Here is a 26,618-nt window from a genome sequence, read left to right as displayed (position 1 = left end):
ATAATTTCACACTTCCACTTAGCGGACCTTGTAGACGCTCCCCACCGGGCCGGCGCCGTACTCGAAGGCGCCGATATCAACGCCCGCGCCAATTTGCCGAGTATATCCAGCACCACGCTGATCCGTGGTGAGGTTCAACGGGTTTGACCCCGTCTCACGCGCCGGGCTGTCGACAGCCAGCGCACAAGTCCAGGTCGGCCCGCCATTGTCGGCCAGCGGAAGCACCTTGGCATTAACGCCCATCTGGTTGCCGCCGCCGTCGGTGTACGTGCCTGCAATGGCGCCCTGAACCAGGCATTGGCTGATCACCGCGGGAGCTGCACTCACCACATAGATTTCCGCTCCGCCACTGGGGGCGCTGTTCGGAGCCACCAAACTGCTGGTCACCAGCACGCGCCCCGGCGTTACGGAGTTATCGATGTAAATTCCGCCACCCTGATAGGACGCGCTATTCGAGTAGACCGTGCAGTTGTACACCTCAGCCGTACAAGAACTCCCCAGGTAGAAATACAGCGCCCCGCCCTTCGTCGATCCCAAGGCCTGATTGTAAGCATATGTGGAGTTCTCTATAGTGGCCATACCCCCACCAATGTTATCGATGTAGATCGCTCCGCCACCCGTTCCCGCCGTATTCGATGCGCTATTCCATCCGAAGGTGCAGCCACTGATTTCCAGGCCCGCTGAGCCCCGCACGTACAAACCTCCACCAGCGTGGGAGGTGGTATTGCTGGTGATGGTACAATTCCTGAGGTGCGTCACGCTGGGGAACTTGTTGACCTGAATGGCCCCGCCAGAACCGGATCCTCCATTCTGATCGTTCATGGTGAAGGTACAGTTCTCCAGATATGTGTTCCAGTAAGGATTGCTGCCGTTATCAACCTGCAAGCCGGCCCCGCTGTTCGTCGTATAACCGTACCGAACCGTCAAGTTGTTAATGCTGAAGTTCTTCCCGATACTGCCGCCGCCTCCTCCCCGGAGATTGAAAACCCGATCCGCCGCACTCGAACGCGTCGCGGCGCCCTGGACGATCGTCACGTTCTGGCCGGCGCCATGGATGATGACGCCCCTGTCGACCGTGATGCCACACTCCGTAAAGATTCCCGGCCCCACATTAATCGTGTCGCCATAGCCATCTCGCGCATGCGCCAGCGCATTCGTGATGGTGGCATACGGATTCGCCAACGAGCCATTGCCAGTCATGTCGCTACCACCATTCGCCACAGTTGCCACGTACAGGTTGCTGAGCGCACTGACAAACGTCACGGCAATATTAGTCGCCCCGCTGTTGGTCACGACAGAGGCCGGCCCGCGCGTGAAGGCGAGGTCGCCGAAACTGACGGTGACATTGGTGCTATTGGCCGCCTCGTTGGCAAGGGCCGTGCCCGAAAACGTGAGCGATACAGTCTGGGCCGCGGTCTTCGTCGCCACCGCCGTCAGGCCGGCCGGCACCTTGGTAACCGTGACGCCCGAGCCAAGCAGGTTCGCCCCGATCGCGCCAGTGAACGAGTCACCGGCCAAAGTTACCACCACTGGCGTGCTGTCGCTGAAAGAACCATCGTTGCGCCAGGACTCGACGAAACTGCCTGCATAGGTCAACACGGGGTTGATGAACTGTACCGACAGATCGGAGCGGTTGGCATTGGTGATCGCCGAGGCCGCCGTGTTATGGAAGGCGCTGTCCTGGAACGTAAAGGTCAGGTTGACGACGTTGTCGCTGGTATTGTGCAGCAGCGCATTGCCGGTCAGCGTGGCCGTCAGATTGGTGATGTTCACCCGGGTGATCGCGGCGGTCAGGCCCGCCGGGATATTGTTGGTGTGCACCTTGCCGGTGGCCACGAAATTCTCGCCGTTGGTGCCGTTGAACAAGTCGTTCGTCAGGGTAATGCTGATGGAGTTTGAAATGCTGCCGTCATTCGCGGCGGCCTCGCTGAACACCGTTCCTCCGTAGAGCAGTTGCACATTGGTGGCCGGATCGATGAACGTGACGCTCAGGTTGGTCACAGAAGCGTTGGCGATCAGCGAGGCATTATTTCCAAAAAACGCCGCGTTGCTGAACGCCAGTCCAAGGTTGTTCGTGCTGCTGGCGGCTGCATGCGACGTGGCCTGCCCTGCCAGCGTGACCGTGCAGGTGCCGCTGTTGACATACGTGACTACGGCCGTCAAACCGACTGGGATATTGGTGGGCGTCACCCACCCTGCCGCCACAAAGTCACCGCCACCCGGCGAATTGAAGGTATCACCCGTGAGCGTAATGGTGTTCGTCGTGCTGATCCGTCCATCGTTCCAGGTGGCATCCTCCTGGAAGTTGGTTCCACTGTACGCCAAGTTACCGCTGGTCACCTGGTCGTAGAACTGGATGGTTAGGTTGGTATCACTGTAGTTGCCAATTTGCGAGGCGTTACCCAACGTGAAAGCGGCGTTCTGGAAGGCAAAACCAAAGTTGTAAACCGTGTTGCTGGCGGCGTGCTGGGTGGCGTTGCCGAGTAACGTAACCAGGGCTGTGGTGCCGTTGTTGCTGCGGATCATGGAGACCGTCAGGCCGGCGGGTAGGTTGGTGACCACCACGTTGTTCGTAATCTGGCTGCCGTCCGTACCGGTGAAGGTATCGCCTGTCAGCGTGATCACCAGGTTGCTCGAATTATTGATGATGCCCGCGTCGAAGGGGAACGACTCCCCAAACCAGTTGGTGCTGTAGATCAAACTGCCGGCGCCGTACTCGTAGGCACCGACATCGGCGGCTGAACCGCGCACGCGGCCATATCCAGTCCCGCGCTGATCGGTGGTGAGGAACAACGGGTTGGCGCCAGTGTCCCGGGCCGGGCTGTCGGGAGCCAGCGCACAGGTTAGGGTTGGCCCGCCATTGGCGGCCAACGGAAGCACTTTAGCATTAACGCCTATCTGGTTGCCGCCGCCATCGGCATACGTGCCTGTGCCCCCGATTCCGCCCTGGGCCAAACAGGCGCTCAGGGTGGTCAAGGCGTTCAAGCGTATATACAGTTCCGGAGCCGTAGGCGCGCTGTTCGAGGCCAAAAGGCAACTGCTCAATTGTATGGTGCTCGGCGTTCCAATGTCGTTTTCGATGAAGATCCCGCCGCCATACGTCGCACTGTTCGAGTAGAACGTGCAGTTGTACACAACGCCCGTAAAGGCGCTCCGCCCGCCGAAATAGATGCCGCCACCGGAATTGTTCGGCGTACTGTTGTTCGCGAACGTGGAGTTCTTGATCGTCGTCATGCCCGAGGTAGCATAGTCCATGTAGAGGCCACCACCACCCGAAGCGGCCTGGTTTTGGGCGAAGGCGCAGCCGCTTATCTCCATCCCCCCCATGCCGCGCATGTAGATCGCGCCGCCAGCCTTGGGTGACGTGTTGTTCGTGAACGTGCAGTTCCGGACGAACAAGAGACCGGGGTACCTGTTCTGGACAATGGCGCCACCCCCGTCGCCTCCTCCATTCAAGTCGTTCATGGTGAACGTGCAGTTCTCCACATAGGTGCTCCAGTAGGAACTGCTGTTGTAATCGATCTGTAATCCGGCCCCATCGCCGCTTGTATAACCGTACCGGACCGTCAGGTTGTTGAGGCCGAAGTTCGGCCGAACGCTGTTGCCGTTGAGATTGAAGACCCGGTCTGTCGCATTCGAGCGGGTCGTGGCGCCCTGGATGATCGTCGCGTCCACTCCCGCCCCATGGATGGTGACGCCCTTGGCGACCGTAATGCCGCACTGCGTGAAGACTCCTGTTCCCACGTTAATCGTGTCGTTAAACCCGTCGCGGGCATGCGCCAGCGCATTTGTGAGGGTGGCGAAGGGGTGGGCCTGCGACCCGTCGTTGCTGTCGCTGCCGCCGTTCGCGGCGGTCGCCACGTAGAGGTTGCTGAGCGCGTTGACAAAGGTCACGGTCAGGTTGGTGGGGCCGCTGTTGGTGACGAAGGACGCCGCGGTGTTCACAAATGCCGCGTTTCCAAAACTGACGGTGAAGTTAGTATTATTGGCGGAACTGTGGGCCACGGCCTGGCCGGAGAAAGTAAGCGACACCTGCTGGGCCGCCGTCTTCGTCGCCACCCCCGTCAGGCCGGACGGCACGTTGGCGAAGATGACCCCGGCACCGGCCAGGTTCCCGCCAAGCGCCCCGGCGAAAGTGTCGCCGACCAGGTTCACCAGCACCGGCGTGCTGTCACTGAACGTGCCGTCATTCCGCCACGATTCCGCCAATCCGGTGCCCACGTAGGTCAACACCGGGTTGATGAACTGCACCGACAGATCCGAACGGTTGGCGTTGGTGACGGCCGAGGCCGCCGTGTTATGAAAGGCGCTGTTCTGGAAGTTAAAGGTCAGGTTGCTGGCGTTGTTCGGGCTGGAGTGCAGCAGCGCATTGCCGGTCAGTGTGGCCGTCAGGTTGGTGAGGCTCACCCGCGTGACCACGGCGGTCAGCCCGGCGGGGATGTTGTTCGTCAGCACTTTGCCGGTGGCCACAAAGTTCTCGCCATTGGTGCCGTTGAACAGGTCGTTCGTCAGGACGATCCCCAGCGTGGTGGCAATGCTGCCGTCGTTGGCCGCCGATTCGCTGAAGACTGTGCCGTTGGTGTAGAGCAACTGGACGTTAGTGGCGGGATCCAGGAAGGTCACGCTGAGGTTCGTGACCGAGGCGCTGGTAATCAACGACGCGTTGGCGCCATTAAACGCCGCGTTCTGGAATGTCAGGCCCAGGTTATTCGTACTGTTGGCCGCCGTATGCGACGTGGCTCGACCGCTCAACGTGACGTTGAGATTACTGCTGGTGACATAGGTTACGACCGCCGTCAAACCGACTGGGATACTGGTGGGCGTCACCCACCCTGCCGCCACAAAGTCGCCACCACCCGGTGAATTAAAGGTGTCGCCCGTAAGCGTGATGGTATTCGTCGTGCTGATCCGTCCATCGTTCCAGGTGGCATCCTCTTGGAAGTTCGTTCCCGCATACGTCAGGGCGCCGCTGGCCACCGGGTCGTAGAATTGAACTGTCAGGTTGGTAACGCTGGCATCGATAATCTGCGCGGCAGAACCGATGGTGAATGCGGCGTTCTGGAAACTGAATCCCAGATTAGCCAACGTGTTGCTCGCCGCGTTCTGTGTGGCGTTTCCGAGCAATGTGACCACTGCATTGGTGCCGCCATTGGTGCGGACCATGGAAACGGTCAGACCGGCCGGCAGGTTGGAGACCACCACGTTGTTCGTGATCTGACTGCCATCCGTCCCGGTGAAGGTGTTCAGCGTCAGGGTAATCAGCATCGGGGTGGTATTGTTGATGGCGCCGGTGTTGAACGGATTCGCCTCGGTGAACGTCCTGGTACTGTAGAGAACCGTCGGCAGGGGCACGGGCGCCTGCGTCTTATACGGGTGCCCCGCCGGCAAACTGTTTGTCAACCCGAAGTACAAGGCTTCGTCGCCCTCCAGTTTCTGCCGGTCGGAATTCGTGGCGATGTCCGAGGTAAAGAGTATTATTTCCGAGTAGTAACCATTGAAACCACTCCCCGTGCCTCTGCCCGCCACTTGTTCCGAGGAGTTCGAATACTTGGTCGCGCTTGGCGTGCCAATCAAGTTGCCAGTCGAATAGGCCGCCCGATTGCTGCTACTGCTCGGATTCACGTAGGTCGTCACAACGCCGGTGTTCAAGACAGATCCGCTTCTGAAGTCGCCTGCATCGAATTCAAGATTATTGGCAGTATCGATCCACAGCATGGGCCTGGCGCTGCTGCTACCGTCGTAAACGTTGTGAGACAAGCTTGCGTTTGATAGGGGGTAGATGACGCTGGACACAGCCTGAATCGTCGCGCCATAATTGATCGCGCCCGTGAACGACTCCCCGGCGCCTCCCCGCGAGTGGGCCGGTCTCTGCGTGCCGGGAAAGACAACCAAGGCTCCGCTGCTGACAATCACGCGCTGTTGGGCGGTTGTCGCCTGGGCGAGATTCCGCGCATTGCCGCTTTGGTCGTACCAAGTATCGATGTATCCGCTGTTGCCTGCACCCACAAAATTGGTCAGCGTCGTGACATCGAGATCGCCGCTCACCGTGAAGCCGATGTTGGAGGTCGTATTGTCGGACGAGCGGCGCGCTTTGATCGCGTATCCTGCATAAGCACCGCGGAGTTTCCGCAGACCATAGGCACCGGCCGCCGGTTCGGACAGAACGTCCAACAATCTGGGGAAGGTGTCGGGTTTGAACGTCACCTGGAGGTCCGAGCGGGTGGCCCCGGCCACAAAGCCGGCATTCCCCCTGCCGAAAGCCCCGTTCTGAAATGCAAACGTGAGGTTGGTGATGCTGTCAACCGAAGTGTTGGCCGGGGCCGCGCCGGTCACGATGACGCTCAGTTGCGTGGTGCTCAGCAGGGTCATCACCGGCCAGAGTCCCGCCGGTATGTTGCTGATGAGAACCTTGGCGTTGTTGGTCGCGAAGTTATCGCCTATTGTGCCGACGAAAGTGTCGTTCGTGATAAGGGTTATGATGATCGGCGTATTCGTATTGATACTGCCATTGTTGGCCGGATCTTCCGCAAACGTTGTGCCGCTGTACGCGAGACTTGCGGGGCCGAGGGCACCGTACTCGTAGGCGCCGATGTCGGCCGTCCCGCCGATGACGCGCTCGTATCCTATACCACGTTGATCGGTGGTGAGATTCAGTGGGTTGGAACCTGCGTTAATGGCCAGACTGTCGGATGCCAGCACACAGGTCAGGGTCGAGCCACCGTTGGCAGCCAACGGGGACAGTTTCGCGGCCTGTCCCGTGACGTTGTTCCCGCCCGTAAGCGCGGTGCCTCCTACTGGCCAGGACTGGATCAGACTGTTTGTCGCCATGAATGTGCTGCTGTTCCAGATATCCGCACCGCCGCCGGGTGCCGTGTTCGCGGCGATGATGGTACTGTGAACGTTGACTATGTGCGTAGCATAGTTTTGGCCGCTGCGGATGCCACCGCCCGAGTTTGCCGAGTTGGAGTAGATGGTGCAGTTGTAAACGAAACCGGTCACAGCGGCCGAGTTCTCCATCTGGATTGCGCCACCAGTACCGTCGCCGCCACCAGTTTTGAGGGCAATGTTGCCGACAAAGGTCGAATTCTGGACGCTCGCCGCCGTCCAGAACGGACTCGCCGACCAAGCGCCGCCCGCTTTATCGGCGAGGTTGTTGATAAAGGTGCAGCCAGCGATCGACGTTGCGCCGCGACGAGAGTTAATTGCGCCGCCATAGCCAGCGTTGTTATTTGTGGCCATGTTGCCGATGAAGGTGCAGTTGCTGACCGTGAGATTTCCGGTATCGGACTCCATGCGTATCGCCCCGCCGCAGCCGGAGGCGCTTACCACAAAGTTTGAAGCGAATAGACAGTTCAGAAGCAGCACGTTTGGCGAGTTGCCGTTTTCGATCCACAGGGCCGCTCCGCTGCCGCTGGTGAGGTATCCATACTGGATTGTCATGTCGCGGATGGTGATGTTGTAGCTACCATTCGGCTTGTCGAAAATACGGTTCGCAGCCAGGCCGGCCGCTGTCGCTCCCTGCAGGATCGTGTTGGTGATGCCGTGCCCCTGGATGGTCAGGGACTTGTTGATCACGATGCCACATTCGGTCTGGACATTGGTCTCGATGCTGATGATATCGCCGGAAGAAGCCGCTGCGGCGATGGCGCTGCTGATGGTCGAGTAGGTTTGCCCGGCGCCCACGTAGAGTGTCGCCGCACCGGCCCTATCCGCCGCGACTAGCATGAACACCAGCCCGGGAAGCAAGAGGCGAGAGAAGCATCCAATGGGCCGACCGATAAACAACATCTTGCGATTCATAAATCATCCCCCTATTTCCATATCAGGCTTATCTATCCTGGCAACCACTACAACGCTACCCCGAACCACACTCCACGCCCTACAACCCCGGGCACACCTCACCGATATATATATGACAAGTCGCTACAGAAGCGCCTTGCATCCCAACTCCTACTGCACGATGAACAACAGGCTTGTCGGAAGCGAGAATTCGAAGGCGCCGATATCGCATTGGGCCTTGAACACGCGTACGTGTTTGTAACCGCGCTGATCCCAGTCCAATCCGAGCGGGTTGTCGCCATGATCGATCGCCGGACTTCCCGGCAGCAAGGCGCAGGTCCAGGTCGGCCCGCCGTTGTCGGACGGGACCCCTACCAGCGGGTTCAGGTTCGTGCCGGCAGTACCGACATAACAGCCCTTGGCATTGGGCAGACCGGCCGGGAAGATCGTGGCGCAACCGCTGTTGTTGCCGATCAGGCAGTTGGTCACCGCGTGCAGATTAACGCCGTCGCCTTGATCCAGATCCGGGGCCGTTGTTGCGTTATTGCTCGCCATAATCGTGCTGTCGATCACCCAACTGGTGCAGTGCGCCATGGCGGCTCCACCGCCGGTGCCGGCCGTGTTCCCGACAAACGTGCAGTTGTAGATACGGGCGCGCGAGTCGTAGTGCCCGAGGAATCCGCCGCCCCCGCCTGCCGTATTGCCGGCAAAGGTGCAGTTGATCAGGTAGGTGTAGGCCGTTGCGCTGGCCTCCACTTCGAGACCGCCGCCTGAGTTGATGACGGAATTGCTGATAAACGAGCAGCCCTGAAATAGTGTGTTGGTGGCCCGATCCACCATGACCGCCCCACCGTAAATGTTGGCGCTGTTGCCGTTGAAACTGGAGTCGTAAACCGACAGACTTGGGCAACCTGGATTCACATAGAGCGCTCCGCCATTGGTCGCCACGTTGCCGGAGAAGATGCCGTTGGAAATGACCAGCGATTGCCAGACGGCGATGCCGCCGCCATAACTGCCAGCGCCGGGGACGGCCTTGACCGTGTTACCAATCACGTCGCAATTGAGCACCGTGGCCCGGGCTGCGGGCCCGCCCCCCAGACTCAGGGCGCTGCCACCCGCGACCGTGTTCGCACTGACCATGTTGTTGCTTACCAGGCTGCAGCCGGTCACATACAGACCCGGCACCGTGGAATAGATTGCCGACCCCTGAGGAGTCCCATTGGTGTAGTCACCGTAGCGGATCGTCATATCGCGGAGGGCCATGGTCTGGGAACCGGTCATCCAGAAGATGTACTGGTTTACACCGGAGAACGGAGCCACGGCCCCCTGCACGATCGTGTTGGTCTTGCCGGCGCCCTGAATAGTCACGGTCTTGCCATTCACGACGATGTTGGACTCGGTATAGGTCCCCGCCAGCACATTGATCGTGTCGTTATTGTTGGCGCGGGCTACTGACACGGCCTTCTTGAGGGTGGCGAAAGGGTGCGCCAGTGAACCGTCGTTGCTGTCGCTGCCGCCATTCGCGACCGTCGCCACATACAAATTGCTGGCCGCACTGTAGAACGTCACGGCTAGGTTGGTGGGGCCGCTGTTGGCCACAATCGATGCCGGACTTGCCGCGAAAGCGGCGTCACCGAAACTGACGGTCAGGTTGGTGATGCTATCGGCGGCTTCGTTGGCTGGTGCCACGCCGGTGAGCGTAATCGCCACCGTTTGGGACGCCTTCTTGGTGACTACGGCGGTCAAGCCGGATGGCACATTGGCGACGGTGACACCCGCGCCCAGCAGATTCGCACCGACAGACCCGGCAAACGTTTCTCCGGCCAGATTCACCTGCACGGGCGAGTTGTTATCGATGGCGCCGTTATTCTGCCAGAACTCGCGGAACCCGTTGCCGATGTAGGTCAACACCGGGTTGAGAAACTGCACCGCAAGGTCTGAACGGCTGGAGTTTGTAACCGCAAACGCGGCCGTGTTGTAGAAGCTGTTGTTCTGAAAGGTCAGAGTCAGGTTGCCAATGCTGTCGCTGCTGCTGTTCGCCGCAGCCTTGCCGGCCAGGGAGGCATTCACATGCGTCAAGTCCACACGTGTCACCACGGCGGTGAGTCCAGCGGGCACATTGGCGGGCACGACCCAGCCTTTGCCCACAAAGTCGTCGCCGTTGTTGCCGTTGAATAGATCGTTGGTCAGCGTGATGCCGATCGTCGTGGCGATACTGCCGTCGTTGTTCGTCGACTCGGCGAAAACGGTACCGCCGTACAACAGTTGAACATTGGTGGCAGGGTCGAGGAAGGTGACGTCCAAGTTGGGTACCGCCGCATTGGCGATGAGCGACGCGTTATTGCCAAAGAACGCCGCGTTCAGGAAAGTCAGACCAAGGTTGTTCGTGCTGTTCGCCGCGGCATGCGCCGTAGCCCGTCCGCTAAGGGTGACGCTGACGTTGGTGCTGCTGACGCGTGTGACTACGGCTGTCAGACCGGCGGGGATGTTGGCGGGCACAACCCACCCGTTAGCCACAAAGTCTTCGCCATTGTTTCCATTGAAGAAATCACCCGTCAGGGAGATCGAGTTCGCCGTGGCGATACGGCCATCGTTCCAGGTGGCGTCCTCCAGGAAGTTCGTGCGCCGTACGCCAGGGCACCGCCGGCCACCGCGTCGTAGAACTGGACGGTCTGGTTGGTGACGCTGTAGCTGCCGAGTTGCGAGGCGTTGCCCAGGGTGAAGGCGGCATCCAGGAAGGTGAAGCCCAGGTTCGTCACGGTATTGCTTTGCGCCTGTTGCGCCGCATTGCCGAGCAGTGCGACCAAAGCGGCGGTGCCATTATTGGTGCGGATCATGGAAAGAGTCAGGCCGGCGGGCAGGTTGGTGACGACCACGTTGTTCGTGATCTGGCTGCAATCCGTGCCGGTGAAAGTCTCACCTCCGACAATGGTAATCAGAAGGTTGGCCGTATTGTTGATGGCGCCCGAGTTAAAGGGGTAGACTTCTATAAAGGTACCGGGGTAGGTCACGGCCGACGCGCCATATTCGAAGGCGCCGATATCCGTGACCGTACCGCGCGTGCGGGTAAAACCGGTACCGCGCTGGTCGGCGGCAAGACTGAGCGGATTGGAGCCTGCGTCACGCGCCGGACTGTCAGAGGCGATGGCACAGGTCAGGGTCGGGCCGCCGTTGTCGGCCAAGGGGAGCACTTTCGCATTGACGTTCGTCTGGTTGCCGCCGCCATCGGTGTACGTGCCTGTCCCCCCGATGCCGCCCTGCGCCAAACAGTTGCTAATCGTGGTCGGGACGCCCGAGCGGATGTAGAGTTCCGGAGCCGTGGGGGCGCTGTTCGAGGCCAGGAGGCAACTGGTTAGTCGCACCGTGCCCGGCGTTCCAATGTCGTTTTCGATGAAGATCCCGCCGCCATACGTCGCACTGTTCGAGTAGAACGTACAGTTGTATACAGCGCCCGTAAAGGCGCTCCGCCCGCCGAAATAGATGCCGCCGCCAGTGCTGCCCGGCGTGCTATTGTAGGCGAACGTAGAGTTCTTGATCGTCGTCATGCCCGAGGTAACATAGTCCATGTAGAGCCCGCCGCCGCCCGAAGCGGCCTGGTTTTGGGCAAAGGTACTTCCGCTGATCTCCATCCCCCCCATGCCACGCAGGTAGATCGCCCCGCCAGCCTTGGATGTGGTGTTGCTGGAGAATGAACTGTTCCGGATGATCAGAATGCTGGGCCACTTATTCTGGACAATGGCGCCGCCACCGGAGCCGATGCCAGCGTGCTGGTCGTTCATGGTAAAGGTGACGCGGTCCACCGTGGTTGTCCAGTAGGGGCTGTTGTTGTAATCTACCTGCAGCCCGGCCCCATCGTTCGTCGTGTATCCATAACGGATCGTCATGTTACTGAGGGTGAAAGACTTCCAGATGCCTGCGCCGCCGCCTGCCAAGACATTGAAAATCCGGTCGGTTGCGTTCGAACGCGCGGTGGCGCCCTGCACGATCGTGGTGTTCTGGCCCAACCCCATGAGGGTCACCCCTTTGGAGACCACGATGCCGTTTTCGGTCTGGACGTTGGTATTGACGAGGATCACGTCGCCATCCACGGTGGCGGCATTCGCGATCACCGCGGCAATCGTGGTGTTCGTGTAGGGATGAGTGAGGTTGATGATATTGGCCTGCCCGGTGCCGGCCATGAGCATAACCGCCAACCCGGGAAGCAACCGGCGGACGATACCGGCAAAGGAGCGAAATGAAGACCATGCGTTGCGATTCATGAGTTATCCCTTTTGCTGTATACGAAACTTATCAAGCCCCCACCCCATTGATCTGCTTAACTTTAACAGACTGCACCAGTCCCGTCAATGCCGCAATTCTCTTTTTTTCAGTGTTACCGTGTACATAAACGAATATGTTGCAATCCTCAGTGGCGCTCCCGTGCTGTTACCGTGTACAAATGGATATTCAAGATTGAGAATGCCTCAACACAATTATTTCCGCGTAAATGAATAACGCCGGGGACCCTTCGACGTCGCTCAGGGCAGGCGGCGGGCTCCACGTCTGGATTAGCCTGCGAGTTCGATCGTCTTGCCGGTGCGGACCGACTGATCTGCCGCCAGCACGATGCGCAGGCTGTTGATGCCATCCTCCATGTGTTGCGATAAATCCAGATCCTCGCGGATTGTTTTCAATAGATACAATTGTTCCCGACGACAGATTTCCCCGTGATTCGGTTCATCGCTCAAATCCACCATCTCGTCAGGCCGGGTAAACCGGCTGTCAGGCCCCAAATCGGCGTAGTGAACCTTCAATGATTCGGTCTTGCAGTGGGACTCGATGTCACCGGACTTGGACGCGGCCGAGGCGCTGGCCGCCACGATACTGACACAACCCTTGGGGCCCATCACATCCTTCACGAAGAAGGCCGTCTCGCTGATCATGGGGCCCCACCCGGCCTCGTACCACCCGACCGACCCGTCGTCGAACGTCACCTGTAACTGCCCGTAGTTATACATGTCCTTGGCGATCTCATCCGAGAGCCGGGTCCCGATCGCGGAAACCCGGATCGGACGGGCGCCGGTCATCTGGCACATGACATCCACATAGTGCACGCCGCAGTCCACGATCGGCGAGAGGGATTCCAGAAGGCCCTTGGCTACCACCCAATTGTCGGCCTCAACCTGCTGGTTCAGGTTCATCCGCATGACCAGGGGCTTGCCCATGGTCCGCGCAATCTCAATGAACTTGATCCAGGACGGATGGTGGCGCAGTCCATAGCCGATCACGAGTTTACGCCGGGCCTGTTTCGCTGCCGCGACAACGCGCCGGGCGCCCTCGACCGTCGTGGCCATCGGTTTTTCCAGAAAGACATGCGCACCGGCCTTAAGGGCGGCAATGGCGTATTCCTCGTGGGTTCCCGGGGTGGTGCAAACGCAGACCACATCGGGCTTTGTTGCGGCCATCGCGCGGGCGAAATCGTCGAACGTCGCGATCCCTCCGCCCAGTTCCTGATTTAGCGCCTCCGCGCGCGCCAGGTGCCGGTTGAACAGACCGGCGACCTTGAAGTCGCCAATGGATTGATAAGCTTTGGCATGGGATGCCCCCATGCGACCACAACCGATAATCAAAACTTTCAATGCATTAGCCATAACGACTCCTCTTTCTGTTTTTACGATTTGGTTACCGTCACCTTTGTCCAGTCCGTCGTGACCTTTACACCAGGAAGGGTCAACACCCCTTCGCCATCCGCGACCGCCTCGCCGGTTTGGCCGGATGAGGTGCTCCATCGATATCTGGCACCCGGCGTCACCACGAATTGCTGCAAGCGGCGCAGGGTCATATCCACGGTCTCCGTCCCCTTCCCTTTGTATCCATCATTGCCCGCCGCCATCTGGATCTCAATGGCATATTCGGCCGGATGGTCAACCATCGTCGTACTGTTCCACCGCAGGAAACGGTTGAGCCCGCCGTTGGGATCTCCATCATAGGTATTGTCGCCAAGTTGATTGTCATCACCAACGGCATCTCCCGTGCCGGTGCCGGGATTATTATTGGCTGAGAAATGACTGAACGCCGGGAATGAAAGATCGAGCCGCAGGAAGCAGGTCTTATCCTTGAAAGGTTCCCACCAAGTGTCAAGACCGACAGGCTTATCCGGCCGCTTGGTGTGTGATGCGCCATCCCAGAAGCACTGGTGCCCGATCTTGAACGTCTCCAGCGCCTGGTAGAAACTCATCGGCTCGACGCCGGGCGGTCCCGCCAGTTGCCGGAACGGGATTGAGACATCCTCGCGCCCATTCAGTGTCCGGATCCACGTGGCCTCTTTATGATACCGGGAGGCATACCAAGCCATGTTCTGCCAGTCCCACACGTTGACGCCCTCGTTGTTCTTCACCTTCGCATCAAATCGGCCCCAGATCGTCTCGCACTGCGGCCGCCATCGGCAGTACAGCCGATTGGTGGCTCCTTTGCGCGCATCCGCAGCAGCAAAAATCTTCGGGTAACGCAGGGCTAATGACGTCGCACCGGTCCCGCCCATCGAACCGCCCAGCACGAACACACGATTCGTATCGACTGGATAGTTGTTCTCGAAATACTTCAGGTAGGCCAGCAGGCGCCGCTCGGTGTAGTTGACCACCATGCCGGTGTTCGGGTCGCCACCGGGGAGTTGATCGGAGTAGCCATAGAACCAGGTACCCAAGGGATCATTGGGAATGATCACCAGCATGTCAGGAAACCAGTTCGCGCAAGTAATGATGTCCTGCCAGGTGTCGCCGAAACCGTGCAACCATAGCAGCAGTGGACGCGGCTTCTTGTCACCGGGATTGTACCCCGCAGGCAGACCGAAGGTGACATGGTACTCGTAACCGGTCGCCACGTAGCCGGGCGAATCCAATCCCGAAACAGCCTTATGGGTGAAGACGATCATGGAATTACCCTTGGTACCAGCCCGTTCCTCGACTTTGGTCAATTGGAGATTGGCCTTCTCTTCTGTTGCCCGCGAGAACATAGAGGAACCGATCAGGAGAAGCACCGCCGTGAAAGTTCGTATCATTTGTTGTCCTTTCTCTTTACACCTGTCCAACCGGAATGACTTCACTGCGCCGGCTCCACGTTTGTCAGTTTGACCACGGCCGGGTTGGGCCATTGCCAGTTGTTGTACATCCGCTGCGACTGCGTATAACTGATGACCAGACCGAAATCGGTTTGCTGATATTTAGGACGGGCATCGAATTTCTCGTCATACTCAAGCAACTCGCCGCTATGGCCAAGCACTTCAATCCGTGTCTCCGGCGTGGCCCGGGCGCTGGCGATCGTCAATGTACGCCTTTCGCCGCGGCCGAGTGCACGCTGCGTATCGAGCACATACAGGGTGCTCCCATCTTTGCCGGCGCTGTACATGACGGTATTCTCCCCGACGACCGACCAGGGGCGCACCCCGCGAACCGCTTCGCCATTTACGAACAACCACAAGCCGAGTTCCCGAAGCAGATCGTCCTTGTCACGCGGCAACAGGCCGTCGTCATCCGGTCCACCAATGGCCAACAGCAGTGTTCCCCCCAGCGCCCGAATACGAAACAGCAACTCGATCAGTTCCTTGCCGGTCTTGTTGGTATCGTTTCCGGCCTTATACTGCCATTGCGTACCGATCGTATAGTGCGCCTCGAACGGTCCACGGATAGTGTCCGGCAGGGATTGTTCCGGAGTCGTCAGTGCGCCGCGGGTAATCATGATATCGGGACGCAAGGACCACGCGAATTCCACCAGCAGTTTTTCCGCCCCCGCCCCACCATCGAAGCACAACATCTCCGGCTCGTACTTTTCGATAAGCTCCCGGATTTGCGCCTTGTCGTACTCCAGCAACGCCGGATTGCGGTCGGGCCGGTCATAGTCGCGCAGGCGCGACGGCCGCAATCCATGCTTGACCCATGAGAACCACGCGTCATCAGGCGAAAAATAGAGGCTCACCGGGATCCCTTGCGCATGAAACGCATCGGTCAGTTCGCGCATCAAATCACGCCCGAAGGGCGTGCGCATGACGTTGAACTCCGTGGTCTGGGTATCCCAGGCACACCAACCATTGTGGTTCTTGGCGCAGATGCAGACGTAATCGAAGCCGCACACCTTTGCCATCCGGGCGTACCAGGCGGCATCGAAGTGGCGCGGGTTGAACGTACGCGGTAAATCGTTGAAGTACCGGTGGAGATAATCGTCCGATGCGCCAATGACCGAGTGCGCCTCGACGATCCCGAGTTGCGCATCAACGGTCCAGAAGATATACATCCCGAGAGCCTTGTCCTGGTACCACTCCACCCGCTCCGGCGTGTTGGCCTGGCGCGTGAATACCTGCTGCGCGGAAGTATCCTGTTCCCCGTTTGCATCCTTAGAGTTCATGCTAGCATCCTTAATGTTCAAGTTTATATCTTAAGTGTTCAACCCATGTTCGTTTCAGTCGTTTTCGAAGCATTACAATGCCCCACCTCTGAGAAGAGTAATCGCCCCGGTAACCTGGCGGCGGAAACGGGACCAGTCTTCAGCACCTAGAATCGCATCGTGGTCACGCTGACCCAGCTTGAAACAGGCCATGCGATCGGCAATCAACTTCTCCGCCGCCTGTGCAGCCGGCGTTCCAACCTTCTCTTTGGCCAGACGCGTCAGCGTAATGAGCCGGCGATAGTCATTCAAACCCAGACGATTGCGCTCAAAGTCCAGTGATGGCACCAGCCGCCCGTCCGGCGAGGCGTTGCACCAGGCATAGTCGTCTTCGCGGCAGTCAAGCGCATAGTACGGGTCACCGGCGACCACATTCCAGTGCCAGGAAACACGGTATTTGGCACCAAACTGCTTGAAACATTTATACAGGTAATCGCCATAGGTCCAGCGGTTCCCTCCGTTGTAGAAAGCCCAATCACCACCGGCATCACGCAGCATCTTGACCGAATCCTCGTTGTGTCCGTTCCAGTCAGCCACATGCAGGGCCTTGGCCAGCAGGTAGTGCGGAGCCTTGGGATCCGCGCCTTCGTAACTGGTCGCTCCGGTAAAATAAGGCGGCCCCTTGGGGAATGCCTTGCGGTAGGCCGCCGCATTCGCCGTCGAAGCGTCCAGCGCCTCGCCGATCGGCTCGTCGCACAGGTTATAGTACACTGGCAACCAGCCCTGTTCGTCGGCGTGTTTCTGGATGGCGGTGTAGACCGCCTTGATGAACTCGCTATAGTCACTGAACCCTGCGGCCTGCATGGCGGTATTATCCTTGGCATAGGCGTTGATCCCTCTGACACCGCCGCCATAGGTGACAACCGCCAGAAAACCCATGTCCCGGGCTTGCTTCATCTGCGCATCAGCGCGGGTAAAATCAAACTGGGGCTGACGCTCCTTGTTGAACCCACGATACGCGATATCCGGGACCCCGGTGAAGGCGGTGAAGCCATAGTCGCGCAGGCGCTGCAGGCTTTTCGCGGATAGTGAGGCTGCAAAGGCGGCCGCGTTCGTGTCGCCGCCGACCCACGGCACGCCGATGGAGTACCCGAACGGGCCCGCAGGCATGTCGACCGGATCCAGCGTACCGGCATGTACGGTAAATACGAACGGAAGGGTGTCACGGCGGCCCTTGGCGGACACTACCGTCACCTCGCCCTGATAGAGCCCGGCCTTGGCATCCACGGGTGTTTTAACCGTCAGCCAGAAACACCGCGCCATGTCCTTGGGACAAGCCACGGTGTTCGCGGGCATCAGCAAACGGGGTTTGATCGTGTAGACGCCGCCATCCATGGTCACCCGCGTCACACGATAGGAGACAAAGCCGACATCCACGGCGGAAGCCGGAATCGCACCGGCCCGGCCTTTGAGATCGCTCACGGTCACGGTTACCTCGCCCAGATCACGAAGAGGCACGAGAGCCAGGGCGACCGGCTCACTCACGCCTGCGAAGGCGTCCCCCTGCAACTTCGTGCAGGCTTCGCCGGCCTTCGGCGTGTCGTTGTAGTAGATATCCCGCATGGTGTCAGGTTGGAAGAGCACATAGCCGCGCGCCTGGTCCGCCGCCGCCGGCGCCAGTGGGTCGCCAGCCGGCTTGTGCAGAATACGCTTGAAGTAGTTGTCGAAGTAGAAGCGCCGCCGGTTCTCAACAAACTGGAGGAATTTCCGGCCCTGGTCCGCCTTGGCCACCGGGTAGATCACGACGGCAGAAACACAGCAACCCCAGTTCTCGCCCTGGAAGTCAATACTGAGTTGTCCGTTGGTGACCGCAACATCAAATTGTTTTTCATGGAAATAGGCCTTCTGATACTTGTCGAACGTGTTCTCGGTCGGCAGGTCATCGGCATTCCAGAAGCGGAAGTATTTGCGTAACTGGTCCGCAAAGGTCATGGTCTCAACGACCACAGGCTGCCCCTGGGCCAGGACCGTCCGCTTGGTATAACGCTGGAAATCGCCCCAGTATTCGGACGGACTATCGATATTGACGAACACATGGTAGGTCCCGTTCGGAACATCCACGGCCAAGCCGCCGGACTCGATGCAGATGAAGTCCTGGTAGAGCGGGTCCGGCTGAAGGGCGTCGATCGTTTGCCACACCTTGGCGTTCTTGAGTCCATAGCCGCGTCCCTTGGAATACATGGAGGAGGCCGTGATGGGCGTGAACCCATCCATAACCGGACTCGTACCCGCGCCGAAATCGAAGGCGTAGAGTCCATCAAAGACAACTTTTTCAGCCGCATCGTCGCGTTCCAGACGGATGTTATCGATGAACAGCGGGCCCGCCGGCTTCTCCGCCGCGTGGCTGAGGGCGAGGCGGGTCACACCCGCCAGATCAAGCATCCGGCCAGGGCGGGCTTTCTCACCGACGTAAAGCTGCTTCACGGGAATCGTCAGCGTGCTCTGGCCGGGCGGCACAATGGTCTCATAGTTGACACGCGTCCAGTAGCCGTCGGTGGACTTGTCGCGGATCTCCAGATAGATCGGTACGGGTTCGGCCGCGTCGGCGTAGATATCCGCCTTGAGATAATCGTAGCCGGTCCAATCCTGAGGACCGTTCAAGCCCATGTAACTGCGATCCAGGCGCAGCGCCTTGGCACCGTCTGTGGCGTGTTCGGTAACCACCTTCATGGTCGCCACATCTCCGTCGATCGGGGCGTTATCCTCAAACGAGGCGATCAGTTTCACCGCCGGCCCCTCCGCGCGCCTGGGTTTTGCCGTCAGCACCGAGCCGCAGGAGTAGCAGGTCTTCCACGCCGGCTCGTTGCGGTAGCCGCACAGCGGGCAACGCATCTGGTCCGCGCCCAGTGGGCCCGGGGGTACAATCGGCGCCTCTTCCCTGCCCAGCACCGGTTGAGGCGTGAGCGGCGTATCGGCCGGGACCTTCTCCAAGGTAACATCGTCGATCCATAAGAACCCAGGCGCCATCAAACCGAATGACGGACTGGAGACCTTCTTCTTCGCCTTGATGTCGGCGACATAGGTCAGGGGCGTCCAGCCAAACGTGCCGCCCTTTTCGAGTCCGATGTAGACGCCGTCAAACATGAACTCCGTATTCCCCTTCCAGGTGCCGGACCCGATATCCAACCCGCGGATGAAGGCGGTGATGCGGTAGCGTCCGGGTTCGAGTTCTTTTTCCGGCATGCAGACGCGGATCTTGGGCCCGCTGACGCCCGCCAGCAGGCAGGAGTGTTTCCCGGAGTGCGCGACCTGGCCGACCTCGAACGAGCAGTCGCCCTCATATTTCCAGCCACCCCATTTCTTGAAGACGTGCCCGAACTGGTTTCGCGCCTGGGGTTCCTCAAATGAGGGATCATTAATGAGATTAACACCAGCCTGCACCGTTAAAGCCCCTGCGAGCCCGATCAATCTCATCACCATTCTTGTCATGCGCATGATTTTGATTCCTTGTTCTCCAGCATTCCCGCAGAAGGTAACATCCTGACGCCGGCGCCGTCAATCTGAATTACTAACATGTACACGGTAACACGAGATGTATTCACGAGGCAGGTCCCTTGGGCGACCCCCTTCACTACCGGACGGGAACGGCCGGCTCCAGTTCCGGGTTAGTGTTCTGCGGCAAGACCACAAAGGATAGCGAGCCGCGGCGTGGAACGCTTTCTTTTCTCGCTACGGCATTTCACATTACAACTTTCATATTATTCATCTATTATTCAGTTTTCTTGTCATTATAGCGGGTCGTGTTATTCTTACGCATTATGGACAGCCAAGAAATAGAAGCCTATCTCGCCCGTCTTTCAGAGTTGTTAGCCTTGAATAATGTGGTGGGCGAGATTGTTATTTTCGGCGGCGCAGCTATGGTCTTGGCTCACAAGGCCCGGCTCAGCACGAAGGATGTGGATGCCGTATTTGCTCCGAAGGCTTTAGTTTATCAGGCTGCGGCCAAAGTAACAGAGGAGTGCGGGGCTGCTGAAGGATGGTTGAATGATGCCGTGAAAGGATTCCTCAGTTCTGCGGGCGAAACCAAGCCTTTGCTTGATTTGCCCAATTTAAAGGTTTTTGTGGCGGCACCGGAATATCTGCTGGCAATGAAATGCATGAGTATGCGAATCGGGAAAGATGAAACGGATATTCACGACATCAGGTTCCTGATGAAGCATCTGAAACTACGGAATGCAGCGGCCATTTTGAATGTTGTTGAAAAGTATTATCCCGGGAATCAGATTCAGCCCAAAACCCGTTTTGCCATCGAAGAACTTTGCCAGGAAATCGAGACGTCATGAATGTGGTTCGTACAACCATTAGAGATATAAGCCTCACATGGAATAATGAGGTCTCTCTCGGGAAAACGTTGTCGTTACAATTATTAGGCGATTTTCTTGATGATTTCCGGCAGCGCTGTTCGTCTCCGAAAGAAAAATTGGCGTTAATTTGCGAAACGCCGGTGTGGTTGGATGCCAAAACACATGCCGATTGTAATGCCTATCTGGCTGCTGTGGTTGAAACGGTCTGTCGCGAATCGTCTCTAACCCCGCCCGAATGGACGGAGTCGCCGCAATGTTATTTGCACCGGCCATGGTTTGCGGGAGGGCTTGAGACATTGAAGGCCATTCTGTTGGTTGAGAGCCCCGTCCCCTTTAGACGCCGCAATCTATTTGTCTCCGCAAATGCCCTCGCGCGCGCCTAACCGATCAACCTGCCGGACTTAGATCCCTTGGGCGATCCCCTTCTCTACCGGCCGGGAACGGCCGGCTCCAGTTCCGGGTTGTTGCTCTTGTTGAATGCCTCTACCGCCAGTCCGTCGGTGCTGTTGACGGCGACCGTGCGCGACTCACCCGGATCGAGCCAAAAGGCGTTGTCGTCTGCGGAAAACGTATCGGCATGACCGGGACGACTGATGGTCACGCCCACCGCGGGGTGCAATCCCGTGTTGGTGACTCGCGCCACGCCATTGCCGGCCGCAAGTTCGTACGTCGTTGCAGGCAGTTCAAACAGGGAATCTTTCTTCGCTTCGTAGTTCACGAAATAGAACGTGCGGTGGACCTGACGGCCATCGGCTTCGACCTCGCTGACGACCAGCAGCGGCACCGCCTGCGTCTCTTCTGCGGTCAGGTCAAAGGTGCCCAATCTCCGCCGGCCCTGCTCGACTGCTCCGGCTCCATCGAATATCGTCTCCTTTACTTGCTTCAGCTTACCATCAAAGGCGCGGATACGCACCCGCCAGTTCACCTGGCCCAGCGCGGCCGTGTCATCGAGGAGAAACACCGGAAGGGCGAGTGCCTTGCCGACGTTATTTACACTCTCGAATAACACGACGGCCGTCACCGGCGCGAAGGCGTCCTGCACAAACCAGTGACTGAGCTTTGTCGCGCCGTACCAATCCGCCGTCGCCCAACTGGCGGCCGGATAGTTATCGTTCAGCTTATATAGCAGCGCGCCGGTCGCCTCGGGCCACCGTGTGCGGGCACGTTCCAGCGTATGACGCAGCGCGACGCACTGCGCCAGTTGCGAGCCGGCAATAAACCGTTCCAGGGTCCGGCCCTCCGTGAAGTAACCGGCGTACTGCCGCAGGCGGGCAACATCTTCCCGCCGATTGAATACCGGGGTGTGGTACGCGAAGCTTCCGTCTTCACGTGGCGGCCACTCGTGGCGTTCCTCCTCGGGCAGGTAACGCATCACCGATTCCATAACCGGCATACTCGCGATCCCGAACTCGCCAAAGAATAAAGAGGTCATCTGCAAATTGGCGTCCAACGGCGCTTTGCCCCACCAACAGTCGTAGTTGTGGGTGCTGCCGCCCCACGGTTCCCCGCGATGGAAAGGGCGGGTGCCGTCCAGTTCGACCGCCAGGCGGCCCATCATGTCGATGGCTTTCCCAAACGGCATATTGGATTCGTTGCCGCCGCCCCACATCGCCAGACTCGGGTGGTTGCGCAGGCGCAGGGTATTGAGACGCACCGTTTCTTCCAGCACCTCATACGGCTGGTCGGCGTGGCTGTTCCACGCGGTGGGCCACTCCTGCATGACCAGCAACCCCAGCCGGTCGCACGCGTCGTAGAACTCGTCCGTCTCGGGCATGCCGCTCCCCCAGGCCCGCACCATCTGGCAGTGCTGGTCCTTGGCCATTTGCAGGAAGCGCTCGTACCGCGCCGCGCTGAAGTCCATCGACGAATCCAGGGTGCACCAGCCCGTGCCCTTGATGAACAACGGCCGCCCGTTGACAATGAATGTCCAGTTATAGCGCTTGTGATTGGTTCCTTCGGGACCCGGTCCCATCTCGATGGTGCGGACACCGAAAACCACTTCGCGCTCGTCGGCAGTACCGGCGACCTCAGGCGTAAAGCGCAAGTTGAGTTGATACAGCGATTGCTTGCCGTAGCCATTGGGCCACCACAGTTCCACATCGGGAATCTGAAGCCGCAGGGATTGGCGCTGCCCGGCCTGCGCCGCGCGAACCGGCCATTCGAAGTGCAGCGGCTTCCCGGTGAAGTTGTGCGGCCGGATCATGCCCGTCAGTTTGCCGGCCCAGCCGGTGGCGGGGCCTTGCAGATCCACGACCAGATGAATCTTTCCATCGGCGGCGTGTTCGGTGGCGACAAAGGGGTGGAGAAGCCGAACCGTCGGCGCCGCTTCCACCCGCACAGACCGCCAAATGCCCAACGAGGGGATGTTGGAATAGTGCCAGCCGTAGACGTTGTTGAAGACGACTGTCTTGCGCCACCCGTTGTTCGCCTTTTCAAAGGTGGGAGACGAGTACTTCATGCCTGCCGGACCCTCGTGCGGGGCGGGATCAAGTTTCACGACCAGTTCATTCCGGTCGCGCAGCAGCGCGGCGATGTCGAACGAGGGACCGCCGAACATTCCTTCATGCTCACCGAGTTTCGTGCCGTTGAGCCAGACGGAGCAGCGGATGGCCACGCCGTCAAAGACCAGTCGATGTCGCGCGCCGACAGGGCGCGGGAAATACGTGCGGCACCACCAGGTCTTGAAACTTTGCCGGTTGGCCATCGCGTCGTTGCGTCCGCCCTTGGGGTCGGGGATCTTCCCGGCCTTTTGCAGTGCGGCGTGGACGCTGCCAGGAACGGCGGCGGGGATCGCATCATCCCACGAACCCGGTGCGAGTCGCGATTCGTCATCACCGTCCTCTGCCATTTCCCACTGACCATCCAGGATGGTCGAATCCGCCGTTGGAACTGGCGCAAGGCCAGGATCGGCGGAAAGGAACGTCACAGCGGAGGCCTCACCCTCCATCGGGCCGGGTCCGGGGGCATAGAAATGCCGGTCAATCGCATCGAGGCTGAGCGGCTTTTCGGGCAGGTCGACAGCCGAGAGCGTGCCGTCGCCGCCTTGGCCTGATTCGTCGCGAACAAAGGTGCCGTCGATGACGTGGTTGAAGTTCCATAGCCCGATCGTCGCCTCGTCCGCGGTGATCGCGCCGTCGGAGTCTGAGGTGATCGCTCGTATGCCGCGCGAGATGCGGATGGCGTGGATCAGACCGTCACCGCCCGGCGCCCCTTCGGCATTGGCGAAATAGCTATCTGTGCCAGCGTGAAGTCCGGGCTCCAGCGCAATTGTATGGGGCTTGTTTTGTGACCCCGCATCGGTGGGAGTGAGTCGTCCATCGACAAAGAACTGAGGGGTCTGACCGTCGACCGTCATGGCCAAATGATGCCATTGGCCGTCATTGACAGGCACGCAGTTCCAATACCATGCAATACCCGCTCCGGGGAAAAACGCAGCCAGATCGCCGCCCTGGCCCACGGCGATCACCCAGGGGTGTGCCCGATCAGGCGGTTGGCAAGAGACAAGCCACTCTGTGTTGTGCCGGGGCTTGGCCCAGACCTCAACCGTGAACCGGGGCGTCGCCAGATTGTCATACCACGGCACCCGCAACGCGCCGAAGCGGGCATCAAGGACTTCGCCATGCACAGGATCATTGATGATCGCCGCGGCCTTTTTGTCTTTTGAAGAGTCAAGGAACGAGTCGTTAATCTTCTTCATTGTGTTTTCATTTTCCTTGTTTGCCTGTCGGCGCCTGTAAATGTGAATAGACCCAATACTGGAACTCCGTCCAGGCTGGCGACTCACTCGCCGACACCACTTCCAACCGCAGTTTGATTCGTGACTTCCCGCGCGTATACTCCGCCGGAATCTCGAATTCGTCCTCCAGCCAACGGCGATGGGGATTTTGATCGGGCTGGTACCATGTGCGTTCTGACACCGGAACACCATCGACTACTACGCGCACCCTCTGCCGACCATGCTGCTGATCGGCCAGACGGCGTAACCGGACGCCATCGTTGTCCGTCCGGATCGTCGCAACGAACTCGCTGGAGCCGTTAAAAGCTCTCCCTGGCGCCGTCCGAACGGTATCGACATCGTCTTCATATTTCGCCGTGAGTTCGCCGTGCCATACCTGACGCTCCACACGATAATCGTGGGCCCGTTCCGAATCTGCATCGCCGATGGCGACTTCGTCGGTCAGGATCATGCCCGGCGCCTCCACGCCATAGTAGAGCACCACCCCGGAATGCACCATGTCGGTGTCATTGTGGCCGCCGGCCTCGAAAGCAAACCGGAAACCGGTTTGGAACGGATACCGGTCGCCAAGGTTGATGCGGGTCTCACTGAATTCATAAAGTGGATGACCGCTGCCATCGTACCCTGAGACCGGATTCTGTTGCGGTGGATAGACGAACCCCCATCCGTAACAGGCATGGCTTTCCGAGCCATCGCTCTCAATCTGCGGCGTGGCGCGCCCATCGATATACAACCGGACGTCCCCCTCGCAGGAAACATATTGATTGTTTAACGACCGCCCGGTCAATGTGCAGGCCACAATGTGGCCCCGGCCGGCAACCTCCGCGATAATCGAATCCCGCCCGCGTCGCACCGCCGTCGGCGGATAATACGGAGAGGCCTTGAAATAGCCGTATTGCAGCGGCGCAAGAACCTTTGCCGCCGGCGCCAGCAACAGTTCATAGGCGATGCGCGGTCCATTCCCCTGACCCCGATTCATCAATTCCACCCGGGCCGATTTCCCGAACGGCATCGGGAAATAGCAGTAGAATGTGCCGTTGGAAGTCTGTCCATGCGTCAGAAACCCGATGCGGTTGTTCCCGATCTCATTGCCGAAAAAGGCGCCCAGAGGGCACTCCACATCAGGCCGACTGTGGCCATCCCACGTCACCCTGAGCCACAGGTCTCTCAACCACACGGCAGACAGGGGGTCGGCGTGCAACCGCAGGGCAGTCACGCAACCCGCACCCGTAAGATCGAGCAGGCTGACGGTCGCCCCCGACGCCACGGTGACATTGCCCGCAACTTGTTCGGGGCCAGTTACCTCCTTCGGGTCGTGCCCCACCGCCGCCCATGCCCTGAGCAGCGGGGAATAATCCTCTTGCCCCGTAAAGGTTTTCACGCCCTCAACGGTCGCATAACGGTGGTAGATCGCGTGCCCCCAGCCGCCCTCCCCCTTGGTCTTATCTGCTCCTTCGAGTTTAACCGATGATGTGATCCGGCAGGACTTGCGAAACGGCATGGGCACAAAACTCCGTACGACCCAGATCGGACCGCGCCCCTGGGGTGGAATGTCATCGCCCACGAAGATATCGGCAAGGGGCTTGATAAACGGGAATTTCTTTCCGAATTCCGCCGGTGTAATCGTGAAGCGCGGTTCTAACTCGCCATCGAAATAGAACCGGAACACCGGCACCTTACTGCTGGGATACCGGTGTTGCACAAAGTTGTAAATACAGCCAGGCCCATCCACATCCAGCAGCACCCATTCGCCACGGTCATCCTGGTAGAGCCACCAGTCCCAGTCGGCGTTGCCGCCTTGTTTGTCGATGCTGCCCTCGTAATGGGCTGTCACGCTACCATCGAGAAACGGCAGCCGATCCAAGGCCAGCATGTTGTCAATACCAGACCGGTTCATCCAAATACCCGCGTTTCGATTCCCAGCAGGCTGGCGACATGGAGCAATTCCTGTGTCCAATCGCCATAGCAGCCGTGAATATGATTGCAGGGAAAATGGGCCAGGAAGTCGTCCGCCGAACACGCCAGCCGCGTGAAAGCGATGGGCCACTCCGGCGTCACGGTCGAACCCTTTTGAACCATGACCTTGCGCGGGAACTGCACGAACTTGCCGGGCACAATGGCCATCCAATACCTGCCATCCTTGCGGGCCAGGCGGGCCAGCGTAACCTTGCCCGGCGCGGCAAAATGGTGAACCGAGGCGCCACCCGCCGGGTAGTAGGATGCTTCAGGGAAGAACGAGACGTGCTTTAAATTCTTTGCCGGATCCAGCGAGTGACCTGCAAAATAGGTGGCGTGCGTGCCGGAATTGGAGAAGTACCAGACATTATCCTTCCCGCCAGCCATTAGCCAATGCAACAGCATTGGCTAATGGCTGGCGGGAATCT

The 26,618-nt window shown here is 59.2% G+C and carries 11 protein-coding genes; 1 reads left to right on the top strand and 10 read right to left on the bottom strand.

Going from position 1 to position 26,618, the window contains the following annotated elements:
* Positions 1 to 18: 18 nt before the first annotated feature.
* The 7 genes from WCS52_18255 to WCS52_18225 form a co-directional block, all read right to left on the bottom strand.
* Positions 19 to 7,800 carry a choice-of-anchor Q domain-containing protein gene (locus WCS52_18255; protein MEI6169128.1) on the bottom strand — a complete coding sequence of 2,594 codons (7,782 nt, stop codon included), beginning with the start codon at positions 7,798 to 7,800 and terminating at the stop codon, positions 19 to 21.
* Between the two features lie 150 nt (positions 7,801 to 7,950).
* Entirely contained in the window at positions 7,951 to 10,296 is a 2,346-nt protein-coding gene (locus tag WCS52_18250; GenBank protein MEI6169127.1) for a choice-of-anchor Q domain-containing protein, read from the bottom strand.
* A gap of 38 nt (positions 10,297 to 10,334) precedes the next feature.
* Complete coding sequence (locus tag WCS52_18245; protein MEI6169126.1) at positions 10,335 to 12,038, bottom strand: choice-of-anchor Q domain-containing protein; 1,704 nt, start codon at positions 12,036 to 12,038, stop codon at positions 10,335 to 10,337.
* 288 nt (positions 12,039 to 12,326) lie between these two features.
* Positions 12,327 to 13,409: a Gfo/Idh/MocA family oxidoreductase gene (locus WCS52_18240; GenBank protein ID MEI6169125.1), complete on the bottom strand. Its 1,083-nt coding sequence runs from the start codon at positions 13,407 to 13,409 to the stop codon at positions 12,327 to 12,329.
* A 20-nt stretch (positions 13,410 to 13,429) separates the two neighbouring features.
* Positions 13,430 to 14,815, bottom strand: a complete 1,386-nt coding sequence (locus tag WCS52_18235; GenBank protein ID MEI6169124.1) for an alpha/beta hydrolase-fold protein — start codon at positions 14,813 to 14,815, stop codon at positions 13,430 to 13,432.
* A gap of 41 nt (positions 14,816 to 14,856) precedes the next feature.
* Positions 14,857 to 16,155: an alpha-L-fucosidase gene (locus WCS52_18230; GenBank protein MEI6169123.1), complete on the bottom strand. Its 1,299-nt coding sequence runs from the start codon at positions 16,153 to 16,155 to the stop codon at positions 14,857 to 14,859.
* Between the two features lie 72 nt (positions 16,156 to 16,227).
* Positions 16,228 to 19,629, bottom strand: coding sequence for a hypothetical protein (locus WCS52_18225; GenBank protein ID MEI6169122.1), 3,402 nt, complete (start codon positions 19,627 to 19,629; stop codon positions 16,228 to 16,230).
* A 323-nt stretch (positions 19,630 to 19,952) separates the two neighbouring features.
* Between WCS52_18225 and WCS52_18220 the strand changes: the two genes are divergently transcribed.
* Positions 19,953 to 20,477: a DUF6036 family nucleotidyltransferase gene (locus tag WCS52_18220; protein MEI6169121.1), complete on the top strand. Its 525-nt coding sequence runs from the start codon at positions 19,953 to 19,955 to the stop codon at positions 20,475 to 20,477.
* Between the two features lie 448 nt (positions 20,478 to 20,925).
* On the opposite strand, the gene WCS52_18215 is transcribed toward WCS52_18220, so the two are convergent.
* The 3 genes from WCS52_18215 to WCS52_18205 are packed head-to-tail and all read right to left on the bottom strand — an operon-like array spanning position 20,926 to position 26,577.
* The gene (locus tag WCS52_18215) at positions 20,926 to 24,195 is read right to left on the bottom strand and encodes a LamG-like jellyroll fold domain-containing protein (protein MEI6169120.1); all 3,270 of its coding nucleotides are present in this window, start codon (positions 24,193 to 24,195) and stop codon (positions 20,926 to 20,928) included.
* Positions 24,196 to 24,202: 7 nt separating this feature from the next.
* Complete coding sequence (locus tag WCS52_18210; GenBank protein MEI6169119.1) at positions 24,203 to 26,131, bottom strand: DUF2961 domain-containing protein; 1,929 nt, start codon at positions 26,129 to 26,131, stop codon at positions 24,203 to 24,205.
* The gene (locus WCS52_18205; GenBank protein MEI6169118.1) at positions 26,128 to 26,577 is read right to left on the bottom strand and encodes a hypothetical protein; all 450 of its coding nucleotides are present in this window, start codon (positions 26,575 to 26,577) and stop codon (positions 26,128 to 26,130) included. The genes WCS52_18210 and WCS52_18205 overlap by 4 nt, the downstream gene beginning before the upstream one ends.
* Positions 26,578 to 26,618 lie beyond the last annotated feature (41 nt).

Source organism: bacterium, assembly GCA_037128595.1.
Classification (GTDB): domain Bacteria; phylum Verrucomicrobiota; class Kiritimatiellia; order CAIKKV01; family CAITUY01; genus JAABPW01.
This window is presented reverse-complemented; position numbering and strand designations above follow the sequence as displayed.

Excerpts from the sequence above, each read along its gene's own strand:
- WCS52_18255 (MEI6169128.1), bottom strand. The coding sequence starts at position 7,800 with ATGAATCGCAAGATGTTGTTTATCGGTCGGCCCATTGGATGCTTCTCT.
- WCS52_18245 (MEI6169126.1), bottom strand. The coding sequence starts at position 12,038 with ATGAATCGCAACGCATGGTCTTCATTTCGCTCCTTTGCCGGTATCGTC.
- WCS52_18240 (MEI6169125.1), bottom strand. The coding sequence starts at position 13,409 with ATGGCTAATGCATTGAAAGTTTTGATTATCGGTTGTGGTCGCATGGGG.
- WCS52_18235 (MEI6169124.1), bottom strand. The coding sequence starts at position 14,815 with ATGATACGAACTTTCACGGCGGTGCTTCTCCTGATCGGTTCCTCTATG.
- WCS52_18230 (MEI6169123.1), bottom strand. The coding sequence starts at position 16,155 with ATGAACTCTAAGGATGCAAACGGGGAACAGGATACTTCCGCGCAGCAG.
- WCS52_18225 (MEI6169122.1), bottom strand. The coding sequence starts at position 19,629 with ATGCGCATGACAAGAATGGTGATGAGATTGATCGGGCTCGCAGGGGCT.
- WCS52_18220 (MEI6169121.1), top strand. The coding sequence starts at position 19,953 with ATGGACAGCCAAGAAATAGAAGCCTATCTCGCCCGTCTTTCAGAGTTG.
- WCS52_18215 (MEI6169120.1), bottom strand. The coding sequence starts at position 24,195 with ATGAAGAAGATTAACGACTCGTTCCTTGACTCTTCAAAAGACAAAAAG.
- WCS52_18210 (MEI6169119.1), bottom strand. The coding sequence starts at position 26,131 with ATGAACCGGTCTGGTATTGACAACATGCTGGCCTTGGATCGGCTGCCG.
- WCS52_18205 (MEI6169118.1), bottom strand. The coding sequence starts at position 26,577 with ATGGCTGGCGGGAAGGATAATGTCTGGTACTTCTCCAATTCCGGCACG.